Origin of the sequence: Streptomyces sp. NBC_01116 (assembly GCF_041435495.1) — a bacterium.
In the GTDB taxonomy this organism is placed as follows: domain Bacteria; phylum Actinomycetota; class Actinomycetes; order Streptomycetales; family Streptomycetaceae; genus Streptomyces.
Genome location: NZ_CP108644.1, coordinates 2,286,506 through 2,299,383, shown reverse-complemented (window position 1 = coordinate 2,299,383; position 12,878 = coordinate 2,286,506). Strand labels below are relative to the sequence as shown.

Sequence of the window (12,878 nt, the reverse complement as noted above, 5' to 3'; positions counted from 1 at the left end):
CCCGGCGCTCGTCGGGGGAGAGCGCGGGGCGGGGTGCTGAGGCAACATTCGGGATCGGATAGCGTTGGGCGCAACTGTTTCCCGTTATTTGCAATTCTGGTCTGAATGGTGAGATGACGATGGCCGAAGCCGAACTGGACCGGCGTACGCCCGCCGGGGCGCTGCAAACCGTCGACCGGGCGCTCCTGGTGCTGCTCGCCTTCGAGCGCACCCGGCCCGACTGGGGCGTCACCGAGGTCGCCGAGGAGTTCGGCTGGGACACCTCCGTCGCCCAGCGGCTGCTCGCCACCCTGGCCGGCCGGGGCTTCCTGGTCTCCGACCCGGCCACCCGCCGCTACCGCATCGGCCCCGCCGTCCTGCGGCTCGGCCGGCTCTGGGAGCGCTCGGGCTCGCTGGAGCTGCTGGCCGGTCCGGTCCTGGAGGAGCTGCGCCGGACCACCGGCGACACCGTCCTGTTCTGCCTTCCGGACAGCTTCCACATGCGGTGCGTGGCCGCCGAGGAGGGTGAGACCGGGCCGCTGCGCTACTACCCGCTGGTCGGCGAGCTCTACCCGGCGCACGCGGGCGCGACCAGCAAGTCGTACTACGCCTATCTGCCCGACGAGCAGCGCCACCGGCTCTTCCGGGGCCGCCCCATGGCCCGCTTCACGGACCGCACCGTCACCGAACCGGACCTGCTGGAGCGGGAGTTCATCCAGATCAGGGCCCAGGGCTACGCCTGGACGGTCGGTGAGTACGACACCGGGATCGCCACCGTCGCCGTACCGGTGTTCCTGGGGCGCGAGCCGTACGGAAGCCTCAGTCTCGGTGGCGGAGAGAGCCGGTTCCAGGGAGCGCCCGAGGACCGGCTCGACGCGCTGCGCCACGCGGCCCAGCTCCTGGAGCAGCGCCTCACCCACCCGCCGCAACGGCCGAAGCCCCGGGCCCGGCGGCCCCGCACCACCTGACCGACCCGATCCGCCCGGCCGACGCGATCCGCCCGGCCGACGCGATCCGCCCGGCCGACGCGATCCGCCCGATCCGCCCGGCCGGCCCGATCCGCCCGACGTACCCGACGTACCCGATCCGCCCGATGTGACCGAGGAACCCCGTGAATCTGCTTCTGCTCTCCAACTCCACCCAGTACGGCTGCGGTTACCTGGAACACGCCCTGGACACCGTCACCGCGTTCCTCCCCGCGAACGCGCGGCTCGCCTTCGTCCCGTACGCGCTCGCCGATCACGACGCGTACACCGCCCGGGTCCGCGAGGCCCTGGAACCGTCCGGCATCACCGTGCGCGGCGTCCATGAGAACACCGACCCGGTCGCCGAGCTCGCCGCGTCCGACGCCGTGTTCATCGGCGGCGGCAACTCCTTCCGGCTGCTCGCCGCCCTCTACCGCACCGGCCTGCGCGAGGCCGTGCGCGACGCGGCGCGGGGCGGGCTGCCCTACATGGGCGCGAGCGCCGGCACCAACATGGCCGCCCCGACCCTGCGCACCTCCAACGACATGCCCATCGTGCAGCCGCCGTCCTTCGAGACGCTGGGCCTGGTCCCGTTCCAGATCAACCCGCACTATCTGGACCCGGACCCGGACAGCACCCACAAGGGCGAGACCCGCGAGGAGCGGCTCACCGAGTTCCTGGAGGAGAACGACGTGCCCGTGCTCGGGCTGCGCGAGGGCTCCTGGCTCCGTGTCGACGGGGAGCGGGCCCACGTCCAGGGCGCCCGCCCCGCCCGGCTGTTCACCCGTGCGGCCGAGCCTCAGGAGCTCCTGCCGGGGTCCGAGGTGTCCCGGCTGCTCACGACGGTGCCGCTGTTCGACACTCCGGTGCGCTGACCGCGCTCGGCCCCGGCGCGGGCGGCTCGCGCGGTCTGCGCGGCCCGCGCGTCGCCCGCGCTGCTCGCCAGGAGCACCGGGTGCGCGGCGGGCCGTTGCGAGGGCAGGAACGCCGCCAGCGCCAGACCGATCAGCACCGCCCCCATGGCGATCAGGAACGAGATCCGGAAGCCCTCCATGGACGGCACCTGGACCGAGCCCGTCGTCACGGAGGTGTTGGCCAGCACCATGCCGATGACGGCGCTCGACACCGAGGTGCCGATGGACCGCATCAGGGTGTTGAGGCCGTTGGCCGCACCGGTCTCCGACGGGTCGACGGCCCCGATGATCAGGGCGGGCAGCGAGGAGTAGGCGAGGCCGATCCCGGCGCCGAGGACCACCGCGATCAGCACGGTCTGCCAGGCTGCGCCGAGCAGCCCGAGCCCGGCCCCGTAACCGATCGCGATGACCAGCAGGCCGAGCATCAGCGTGGCCTTGGGGCCGCGGCGGGCCGAGATCCGGGCGTACAGCGGGGCGACGAACATCATCGTCACGCCGAGCGGGGCCACGCAGAGCCCGGCGACCACCATCGACTGGCCGAGGCCGTAGCCGGTGGACGTGGGCAGCTGGAGCAGTTGCGGCAGGACCAGGGAGACCGCGTAGAAGGCGACGCCGACCATGATCGAGGCGAGGTTGGTGAGGAGCACCTCGCGGCGGGCGGTGGTGCGCAGATCGACGAGCGGCGCCGGGGTGCGCAGTTCGAACAGGCCCCACAGCACCAGTGTGGCGACGGACGCGGCGAGCAGCCCGAGGGTCGGGGCCGAGGTCCAGCCCCAGTCGCTGCCCTTGGTGACCGGCAGCAGGAGAAGGACCAGGCCGAGCGAGAGCCCGAGGGCGCCGACCGCGTCGAAGGTGCCGGGCGCGCGCAGCGGCGGCTCGGGGACGAGCGCGTACGTGAGCGCCATCGCGAGCAGCCCGAGCCCGGCCGAGCCGAGGAACAGCGCGTGCCAGTCGGCGTGCTGGGCGACCAGTGCGGCGGCGGGCAGCGCGAGCCCTCCGCCCACCCCGATCGACGAGCTCATCAGGGCCATCGCCGAGCCGAGCCTCTCGCGGGGCAGCTCGTCGCGCATGATGCCGATGCCGAGCGGGATGGCACCCATGGCGAAGCCCTGGAGCGCGCGGCCGGTGATCATCACGACCAGCTCGTCGGTGGAGGCGCAGATCAGCGAGCCGACCACCATGACGGCGAGGGAGGCGAGCAGCATCCTGCGCTTGCCGTACAGGTCGCCGAGCCGCCCCATGATCGGCGTCGACACGGCGCCCGCGAGCAGGGTGGCGGTCATCACCCAGGTGGCGTCGGCCGGGGTGGTGTCCAGCAGGACCGGCAGGTCCTTGATGACCGGGACGAGCAGGGTCTGCATGACCGCGACGGTGATGCCGGCGAAGGCGAGGACGGGCACGATGGGTCCGGAGCGTGCCCGGCGCGGCCCGGACGGTTCCCCGGTGCGCCGTATCTGTTTCGTCCGTCGCATACGTGGGGCCTCCGGGCAGCGTCGATCACCCGGGCTCCCCCCAAGTGTGTGCATGGTGAACACTTCCCGGCGGCGTCCTATTCCGGCCCGGATCCGACGGTCTCCTGACCTTCCATCAGATTGAAACGTGTTCTACTCTTGCGCCGTTCCAGTGGCCCCGACCGGCGAGGACCCGCATGGGCATCGGCACAGGCACAGGCACAGGCACCCGCACCGGTACCGGCATCGGGATCACCGAGGAGCACCGCGCCCTGGCGCACTCCGTGCGGGGCTGGCTGGGCCGCGCCGCACCACCCGGCGAGGTGCGCAGGATCCTCGACGCGGGGAGCCCCGCCGCCCCCGGCGCGCGCCCGGCCCACTGGGAGGGGCTCGCCGCGCAGGGGCTCACCGGCATCCATCTGCCCGAGGCGTACGGAGGCGGCGGCGGGGGGCTCCTCGACCTCGCCGTCGTCCTGGAGGAGGCCGCGTACGCCTCGCTGCCCGGCCCCTACCTCGCGACCGCGCTCACCTCCGCGGTGCTGCGCCACGCGGTGGCCGCCGGGGCCGGGGCGTCGGTCGGCCCGCTCCGGGAGCTCGCCGCGGGAGACCGCACCGCCGCCGTCGCCCTCGCGCCCGGCACCCTCACCGCCACCCCGGCCGAGGGCGGCCACCGGCTCGACGGCACCGCCCCGCCCGTCCTGACCGCCCAGGCGGCCGACCTGCTCCTGCTGCCCGCCGCCACGCCCGACGGCGAGCGCTGGTTCCTCGTGGACGCCGGGGCCGAGGGGATCGCCGTGCGCCCGCACCGCAGCGTCGACCCGACCCGGCCCACCGCCGAGGTGCGCGCCGACGCCGTCCCCGTACCGGCACAGCGGGTGCTGCCCCTGGACTCCGCGCTCGTCCGCGACCTGGCCGCCGTCCTCCTCGCCGCCGACGCCTGCGGGAGCGCCGCCCGGAGCCTGGACACCGCCGTCGAACACGCCTCCTTACGCGAGCAGTTCGGGCGGCCCATCGGCGCGTTCCAGGCCGTCAAGCACCTCTGCGCCGACATGCTCGTCCGCCTCGAACAGGCCCGCGCCCTCACCTGGGACGCGGCCCGCGCCGCCGACGAGTCCGCCCGCGCCGCCGACGAATCCGCCCGCGCCGCCGAGGAGGGCGCCCACGCCGCCGAGGAGAGCGGCGGGGCGGGGCCCGGGGCGCTCGGGCTCACCGCGGCGCTCGCCGCCGCCACCGCGCCCGAGGCCGCGTACACCTGCGCCAAGGACGCCATCCAGATCCTCGGCGGCATCGGCTTCACCTGGGAGCACGACGCCCACCTCCAGCTGCGCCGGGCCGTCCTCGCCCGCCAGCTCCTCGGCGCCGCCGACGCGCACCGGCTGCGCGCCGTCCGCCTCGCCGAGGCCGGAGCCCGCCGCGAACTCGCCCTGGAACTGCCCGCCGAGGCCGCCGGCCACCGCGCCGACGCCCGCCCCCACCTCATTGCCGCCCGGGGCCTGGCGCCGGCCGAGGCCCGCCGCGCCCTCGCCGCCACCGGCTACGCCGCCCCGCACCTCCCCGCCCCGTACGGACTGGACGCGGGGCCCGTACGGCAACTGGCGATCCAGCAGGAGTCGAGGGAACAGGGCATCCGCCTCAGCGATCTGTCCATCGCCACCTGGGTGGTGCCGTCCCTCATCGCGTACGGAACCGAGGAGCAGCGGGAGCGCTATCTGCCGGCCACCCTGCGCGGCGACCTCCAGTGGTGCCAGCTCTTCTCGGAGCCCGAGGCCGGTTCCGACCTCGCCGCGCTGCGCACCCGGGCGGTACGGACCGACGAGGGGTGGCGGATCACCGGGCAGAAGGTCTGGACGAGCGCAGCCCGCACCGCCGACCACGGCATCCTGCTGGCCCGCACCGACCCGGACGCCCCCAAGCACCGCGGGCTCACCTACTTCCTGGTCGACATGAGGAACGCCGAGGGCATCGACATCCGCCCGCTCAAGGAGATCACCGGCGAGGCCCTCTTCAACGAGGTGTACTTCGACGACGTCCTGCTGCCCGCCGACGCCGTCGTCGGCGAGGTCGGCGGCGGCTGGCGGGTCGCCCGCAACACCCTGGGCAACGAACGCGTCCACATGGCCGACCAGATGACCTTCGACAGCGGGCTCGAAGCCCTGATCGCCCGCTCGGCCGGGCTGGACGGGGCGACCCGCACCCGGATCGGCGCGCTGGCCGCCGAGGCGCACGCGCTGGCCTGCGTCCACCTGCGCACCACCCTCCAGCAGGTCTCCGGCCGCGAACCGGGCGCCGGGGCCTCGGTCCGCAAGCTCGTCCAGACCCTCCACCAGCAGAAGGTCGCCGAACTCACCCTCGAACTCCTCGGCCCGGACGGCGCGGTGGACGAACCGGCGGCGGGGGAGCGGGCCCTCCACGGCTTCCTGATGTCCCGCTGCCTGACCATCGCGGGCGGCACCACCCAGATCCAGCTCAACGTCGTCGCCGAACGCATCCTCGGCCTCCCCCGGGACTGACCGCACGGACAACAAGAGGAGTCTGACCATGAAGGCCTACATCGTCGGCGTCGGCATGACCACGTTCGAGAAGCCCGAGACCCGTGACTGGCAGTACTGGGACATGGTCCGCGAGGCGGGCACCGCCGCCCTGGACGACGCGGGCGTCCGCTACGACCAGGTCGAACAGGTCCCCGTCGGCTACTGCTTCCAGGCCTCCACCGCCGGGCAGCGGGCCGTCTACGAACTGGGCCTGACCGGCGTCCCCGTCTACAACGTCAACAACAACTGCGCCACCGGCTCCACCGCCCTGATGCTGGCCCGGCAGTTCGTCGAGGGCGGCGGCAGCGACTGCGTCCTCGCCGTCGGCTTCGAGAAGATGGCCCGCGGCTCGCTGGGCGGCGGAGCGGACGCCGGCGGCGACTTCGCGGCCTCGCCCGTCGCCCGGCACTACGGGATCATGGCCGCCGCCCACGGCTTCGAGATGTCCCCGCCCACCGCCCAGATCTTCGGCAACGCGGCCCGTGAGCACATGGAGCGGTACGGGACGACGCCCGCGCAGCTCGCGGCGGTCGGGGCCAAGAACCACCGGCACTCCGTGAACAACCCGTACGCCCAGTTCCAGGACCCGTACACGGTCGAGGAGGTCCTCGCCGCCCGCACCGTCCACCGCCCCCTCACCAAACTCCAGTGCTCGCCCACCTCCGACGGGGCGGCGGCGGCCGTCGTCGTCTCCGAGCGGTTCGTCGAGCGGCACGGTCTGGGGGAGCGGGCGGTGGAGATCGCCGCCCAGGCCATGACCACCGACACCGGGGCCTCCTTCGCCTCCGGCAGCTGCATCGACGCGGTCGGGGCCCCGATGTCCAGGGCCGCCGCCCAGCAGGTCTACACCGCCTCCGGCCTCGGCCCGGACGATCTCGACGTCATCGAGCTGCACGACTGCTTCTCCGTCAACGAACTCCTCACCTACGAGGCGCTGGGCCTGTGCGGCGAGGGGGAGTCGGGCAAGCTCGTCGAGTCCGGGGCGACCACCTACGGCGGGCGGTGGGTCGTGAACCCGTCCGGCGGGCTCATCTCCAAGGGGCACCCACTGGGCGCCACCGGCATCGCCCAGGCCGCCGAGCTGACCTGGCAGCTGCGCGGCGAGGCCGGCGCCCGCCAGGTCCCCGGCGCACGGACCGCCCTCGCCCACAACATCGGCCTCGGCGGGGCGGCGGTGGTCACCCTGCTGCGGCGCGGCTGAGGCCGGGCCCCGTGCCCGGGGCCACTTCCCGGGGCCACTTCCCGGGGCCACTTCCCCCGGGCCCCGCACCGATCGTCAGCTCTCCCGCCCGGAGGGCCCGTCCTCCTCGCGGCCCTGCCTGCCCCGGTCGTCCCGGTCGTCCCGGTCGTCCTCGGCGTTCGTCGTACGGGCCGTGGCCGCGCGACGCAGATGGCGGTGGCGGGCCCCCGGCTGGTTGCCCAGCTCCTCGCCGACCATGACGCGCACCGCGTCGCGCACACCGTGCAGGCCCTCGCTGCGTCCCGGCCCGGCGCCGGGGTCGCTGCGCAGCTCCCGCAGCAGGGACCAGCACAGGAAGAGCATCACCACGACGAAGGGCAGGGCCACCAGGATCGTCGCGCTCTGCAGGGACTCCAGGCCGCCGGCCACCAGCAGCGCCGCCGCGACCGCCGCCATGAGGAGGCCCCAGGTGACGACCAGCCAGCGCCTCGGGTGCAGGGCGCCCCTGCTGGTCAGCGAACCCATGACCAGGGAGGCGGAGTCCGCGCTGGTGACGAAGTACATCATGATCAGGATCATCGCGACCCAGGCGGTCACCGTGCTGACCGGCAGGGCGTCGAGCATCGCGAACAGCGTCGCCTCCGTCCCCTCCTCCGACTTCTCGGCCATGTCGACGACGCCCGTCTCCGCGAGGCGGATGCCGGTCCCGCCGAGCACCACGAACCACAGGGCGGTCGCCCCGCTCGGCACGAGCAGCACGGCGAGCAGGAACTCGCGGATCGTGCGGCCCTTGGAGATCCGCGCGATGAAGGTGCCGACGAAGGGCGCCCAGGACAGCCACCAGGCCCAGTAGAAGATCGTCCAGGCGCCCAGCCAGCTCTGGTCGCCGAAGGCGCCGGTGCGCGAGGCCATGGGCAGGAGCTGGTCCAGATAGCCTCCGACCGAGGACGGCAGCACGTCCAGGAGGTAGACGGTCGGACCCGCGACGAAGACGAAGACCATGAGGGCCGCGGCCACGACGAGGTTGATCGAGCTGAGCCACTTCACCCCGCCGTGCAGGCCGGTGAAGGCGGAGACCACGAAGGCCGCGCTGAGCACGGCGATGACCACCAGCTCGACGCCGGTGCTCTGGTCGAGGCCCGCCGTCAGATCCAGCCCGATGGCGATCTGGAGAGCGCCGAGCCCCAGGCTCGTCGCGGTGCCGAAGACCGTGGCGAAGACGGCGAGCAGGTCCAGCACCTTGCCGAAGACGCCGTCCGCCCTGCGTTCGCCGATGAGGGGGACGAACACGGCGCTCAACCGGTTGCCCCGCCCCTTGCGGAAGCTCGCGTAGCCCAGTGCCAGGCCCACGATGCCGTAGATCGCCCACGGAGTCAGGGTCCAGTGGAAGAAGGAGTACTCCATGGCGGCGCTCGCGGCGCCCGCCGTCTGCGGCTCGGCCCCGCTGGAGGGCGGCGGGCTCAGGTAGTGCGCGACGGGCTCCCCGACGCCGTAGAAGATCAGCCCGATGCCCATGCCCGCGCTGAACATCATCGCGATCCACGAGAAGTCCGAGAACTCCGGCGGGGAGTCGTCCCTGCTGAGCCGGATCCGGCCGTAGCGGCTGAAGGCGATCACGAGGCACAGCACCAGGAAGACGTCGGCGGCGATGACGAAGAGCCACGCGAAGTTGTCGAGCACCCAGGGCAGGGCCGCGTCCGAGGTGCTCTCGAAGGTGTCCTTGCCGAGGGCCGCCCACAGGACGACCCCGATGACGCCCAGCGCCCCGATCGTCACCACGACCCGGTCCGGTGAGGAGTCCGTCCCGGGAGCCGCACCGGGATCCGCGGGGCCGGAGGAAGACCGGCCGGGGGGCAGGTGAGGGTTCTCCGTACTCATAGCGCACCACTATGCGGGGCGTATGGGGTGATATGGGGGATGTGCCGCGCCGACGGCCGGTGTCCGGCGGCCGGCGTCGGGGGAGTGGCTCCCGATATCTGATGTACGGCCCGTTCACCGCCTGGGACCATGACCTCCATGCCTGACGTCTCCGCGCCCGTCTCCGCCCCGCCGACCGCCTCCCGAATACGGCCCAGCACCTGGGCGGTCGTGCTCGCCGCCTGCACCGGCCAGTTCCTCGTCGTCCTCGACGTCTCCGTCGTCAACGTGGCCCTGCCCTCGATGCGGGCCGACCTGGGGCTGAGCGCGGGGGGCCTCCAGTGGGTCGTCAACGCCTACTCGATCGCGTTCGCCGGGTTCATGCTGCTGGGCGGGCGGGCCGCCGACATCTACGGGCGCAAGCTGATGTTCCTCGTCGGGCTCGGCGTCTTCACCGCCGCCTCCCTCGCGGGCGGCCTCGCCCAGGAGGGCTGGCAGCTCCTCGCCGCCCGCGCCGCACAGGGCCTCGGGGCCGCCGTGCTGGCTCCCGCCACCCTCACCATCCTCACCGCGGCCGTGCCCGAGGGGCCGGCCCGGACGAAGGCCATCGGCACCTGGATGGCGGTCGGCGCGGGCGGCGGCGCGGCCGGCGGGCTCATCGGCGGGTTCCTCACCGACGCCCTCTCCTGGCGCTGGGTCCTCCTGATCAACGTGCCCATCGGCGCGGTCGTCCTGGTCGCCGCCGCCCTGCGGATCACCGAGGGCCGCGCGGGCGACCGCCGCCGCATCGACTTCCTGGGCGCGGTCCTCGTCACCGCGGGCCTCGCCGCCGTCGCGTACGGCATCGTCCAGACCGAGGTCGAGGGCTGGGCGGCCGCCGCCACCCTCGTGCCGCTGCTCTCCGGAGTCGTGCTGCTGGCCGCCTTCGTGCTGGTCGAGGCGCGGACCGCCGTCCCGCTGATCCCGCTGCGCGTGTTCTCCGTACGGGCCGTGTCCTCGGCCAACGTGTCGATGCTGCTCATGGGGTCGGCCACCTTCTCCATGTGGTACTTCATGACCGTGTACGCCCAGAACGTCCTGGGCTACACGCCGTTGCGGGCCGGCCTCGCGATGATGCCGACCTCGGTCGCCGTGATCATCGGCTCCAAGCTCGCCCCCCGCCTCATGGTGCGCACCGGGGCGAAGAGCCTCGCCGTCGCCGGGGTCCTGATCACGGCCGCGGGCTTCGGCTGGCAGTCCACGATGGGCGTGGAGGGCTCCTACCTCACCGCCATCTGCCTGCCCGGCGTCCTGATGATGGCCGGGGCCGGTCTCGCCTCCACGCCGCTCGCCACGCTCGCCACCTCCGGCGCTGACCCGGGCGACGCCGGGCTCGTCTCCGGCCTGATCAACACCTCCCGCACCATGGGCGGCGCGCTGGGCCTCTCAGTGCTCTCCACGGTCGCCGCCGCGCGCACCGCGGGTTCCGGCGACGCGGCCGAGGTCACCGCCGGATACGCGCTGGCCTTCCGCACGGCGACCGGGGTCCTGCTGGCCGGGGTGGTCGTGATGCTGATCTGGCTGCCGAACCACCGCAGGCCCCGCCCTCCGGCGGACCTCCCGGTCGAGGCCCCGACCGCGGGATGACGCCGGGCGCCACGTCATCGGTCCTGCGCCCACTGCGATGATCTGACGACACGTCAGCAGTCTTCCCAACTTCCGCGGCCTGCGTTATACATGGGCCATCGGCTAGAACGCGTTCTAGAAGGGCGGGTCCTGCCGGTCACCGCACGACCTCGGTGCGGCCGGCGGTGCGGACGGCCGTGCCGAGGTCTTCCCGCCATCAGGGACCACCAGGACCACCAGGGACGACCAGGGGCCACAAGGACCACCAGGGACCGCACGGACCATCAGGCACCACCTAGGACCATCAAGGAGCTGCTCCGTCATGCCCATTGATGCCCGGGCGGCACTCGCCGCCGAACCCCGCCGAGCCGAGATCGGCTGGGACCACAAGGACGTCCAGCTCTACCACCTGGGTCTCGGCGCGGGCAGCCCCGCCACCGACCCCGACGAGCTGCGCTACACCCTGGAGTCCCGGCTCCAGGTCCTGCCGAGCTTCGCCACCGTCGCGGGCGCGGGCACCGCCGCCTTCGGCGGCATGGGGGCGCAGGGGATCGACGTGGACCTCGCCGCGGTCCTGCACGGCGGGCAGTCCGTCACCGTCCACCGCCCGATCCCGGTGACCGGCAGCGCCGTGCAGATCTCGAAGGTCGCGGCGGTGTACGACAAGGGCAAGGCCGCCGTCATCGTGCTGCGTACCGAAGCGAGCGACGGCGACGGCCCGCTGTGGACCAACGACGCCCAGATCTTCGTACGGGGGGAGGGCGGCTTCGGCGGCGAACGCGGCCCCTCCGACCGGCTCGCCCCGCCCGAGCGGGCCCCCGACCGCACGGTCGAGCGGGCCGTCCGCGAGGACCAGGCGCTGCTCTACCGCCTCTCGGGGGACTGGAATCCGCTCCACGCCGACCCGGCCTTCGCGAAGCTGGCCGGTTTCGACCGGCCGATCCTGCACGGGCTGTGCACGTACGGCATGACGCTGAAGGCGGTCACCGACACCCTGCTGGACGGCGACGTCTCCCGGATCACCGCCTACCGCACCCGTTTCGCCGGCGTGGTCTTCCCCGGCGAGACCCTCCGCGTCCGGATGTGGACCGGGGACGGCCGCGTCCAGGTGACGGTCGCCGCCGCCGAGCGGGACGACGCGCCGGTCCTCGCCGACACGGTCGTCGAGCACGCCTGACGCCGGACACGCCTGTCGTCGAGCAGGCGCCTGTCGTCGGACACGCCTGAGCTCAGCAGAACCCTGATGTAGATGACGATGTGAGGGGAGCCGCACCCATGCGCGCAGCCGTACTGCACGAGATCGGCCAGGAGAAGCTCGAAGTCCTCGACGACGTCGAGGCGGTGGGCTTCGGCCCGGGAAAGGTCAAGCTCCGCATCCGCGCCACCGGCCTCTGCCACTCGGACGTCTCCGCGATGAGCGGCGTCCTCCCGCAGCCCGCCCCCTTCATCCCCGGCCACGAGGGCGCGGGCGAGGTCGTCGACGTCGGGGACGGGGTGACCGGGCTGAGCGCCGGCGACCGGGTCCTCGTCTGCTGGCTGCCCGCCTGCGGGGACTGCCCTTCCTGCAAACGCGGTCAGACCCAGCTGTGCCTCGCCGGTTTCATGAACGCGGGCACGCCGAACTTCAAGCGCCCCGGCGGCGACGTCTTCGGCTTCGCGGGCACCGGAACCTTCACCGAGGAGGTCGTCGTCGGCGCGGGCTGCGCGGTGCCGATCCCCGACGACGTACCGTTCGAGATCGCCGCCCTGATCGGCTGCGGGGTCACCACCGGACTCGGCGCGGCCATCAACACGGCCAAGGTGGAGGCCGGTTCGTCGGTCGCGGTGATCGGCTGCGGCGGCGTCGGCATCTCCACGATCCAGGGCGCGCGGGTCCAGGGTGCTGCGCAGATCATCGCCGTCGACCCGGTCGCCTCCCGCCGCGAGGCCGCCCTGCGCTTCGGCGCGACGGAGGCCGTCGCCCCCGACGGGCTGGCCGACGCCAAGCAGCGGATCACCGGCGGCGAGGGCTTCGACTACGTCTTCGAGGTCGTCGGCAAGTCCGCCACCGCCCGCACCGCCTACGAGAACACCCGCCGCGGCGGCACCCTGTGCGTCGTCGGGGCCGGAGCCATGGACGACAACTTCCAGGTCAACATGTTCGAGCTGTTCTTCGACGAGAAGCGCATCCTGCCCTCCATGTACGGCGGCGGGGACGTCCTGCGCTCCTACGAACGGGCCATCGCGCTCTGGCGGGCGGGCCGCATCGACCTGGAGTCGATGATCACCCACCGGGTCCGGCTGGACGGGATCAACGACGCCCTGGACCAGATGCGCACGGGCGAGTCGCTGCGTACCTGCATCGAGCTGTGAACCCGCGTCGAGCTGTGAACCAGGACCCCGAACACCGACGTTGA

The 12,878-nt window shown here is 73.2% G+C and carries 9 protein-coding genes; 7 read left to right on the top strand and 2 right to left on the bottom strand.

Annotated features, from left to right (window positions below):
• The first annotated feature begins 119 nt into the window (after positions 1 to 119).
• Both OG245_RS09980 and pepE read left to right on the top strand, forming a co-directional pair.
• Positions 120 to 947, top strand: a complete 828-nt coding sequence (locus OG245_RS09980; RefSeq protein WP_371627852.1) for an IclR family transcriptional regulator — start codon at positions 120 to 122, stop codon at positions 945 to 947.
• Positions 948 to 1,090: 143 nt separating this feature from the next.
• Positions 1,091 to 1,819, top strand: a complete 729-nt coding sequence (gene pepE, locus OG245_RS09975) for a dipeptidase PepE (RefSeq protein ID WP_371623168.1) — start codon at positions 1,091 to 1,093, stop codon at positions 1,817 to 1,819.
• Here pepE and OG245_RS09970 read toward each other — a convergent pair.
• Positions 1,744 to 3,330, bottom strand: coding sequence for an MFS transporter (locus OG245_RS09970; RefSeq protein WP_371623167.1), 1,587 nt, complete (start codon positions 3,328 to 3,330; stop codon positions 1,744 to 1,746). The two genes, pepE and OG245_RS09970, sit on opposite strands and share 76 nt — an antisense overlap.
• A 176-nt stretch (positions 3,331 to 3,506) precedes the next feature.
• On the opposite strand from OG245_RS09970, the gene OG245_RS09965 reads away from it, so the two are divergent.
• The gene (locus tag OG245_RS09965) at positions 3,507 to 5,819 is read left to right on the top strand and encodes an acyl-CoA dehydrogenase (RefSeq protein ID WP_371623166.1); all 2,313 of its coding nucleotides are present in this window, start codon (positions 3,507 to 3,509) and stop codon (positions 5,817 to 5,819) included.
• A gap of 28 nt (positions 5,820 to 5,847) precedes the next feature.
• A complete protein-coding gene (locus tag OG245_RS09960; RefSeq protein WP_371623165.1) occupies positions 5,848 to 7,041 on the top strand; it encodes a lipid-transfer protein in 1,194 nt (397 codons plus the stop codon).
• Positions 7,042 to 7,116: 75 nt separating this feature from the next.
• Here the strand turns inward: OG245_RS09960 and OG245_RS09955 are convergent, their stop codons facing one another.
• A complete protein-coding gene (locus OG245_RS09955) occupies positions 7,117 to 8,898 on the bottom strand; it encodes a BCCT family transporter (protein WP_371623164.1) in 1,782 nt (593 codons plus the stop codon).
• A gap of 129 nt (positions 8,899 to 9,027) precedes the next feature.
• Here OG245_RS09955 and OG245_RS09950 point away from each other — a divergent pair, with 129 nt between their 5' ends.
• The 3 genes from OG245_RS09950 to OG245_RS09940 all read left to right on the top strand — a co-directional run bounded on the left by OG245_RS09950 (position 9,028) and on the right by OG245_RS09940 (position 12,834).
• Positions 9,028 to 10,503: an MFS transporter gene (locus OG245_RS09950; protein ID WP_371623163.1), complete on the top strand. Its 1,476-nt coding sequence runs from the start codon at positions 9,028 to 9,030 to the stop codon at positions 10,501 to 10,503.
• Positions 10,504 to 10,804: 301 nt separating this feature from the next.
• Complete coding sequence (locus tag OG245_RS09945) at positions 10,805 to 11,659, top strand: MaoC/PaaZ C-terminal domain-containing protein (RefSeq protein WP_371623162.1); 855 nt, start codon at positions 10,805 to 10,807, stop codon at positions 11,657 to 11,659.
• A gap of 98 nt (positions 11,660 to 11,757) precedes the next feature.
• Entirely contained in the window at positions 11,758 to 12,834 is a 1,077-nt protein-coding gene (locus OG245_RS09940) for a Zn-dependent alcohol dehydrogenase (protein ID WP_371623161.1), read from the top strand.
• Positions 12,835 to 12,878: the final 44 nt, after the last annotated feature.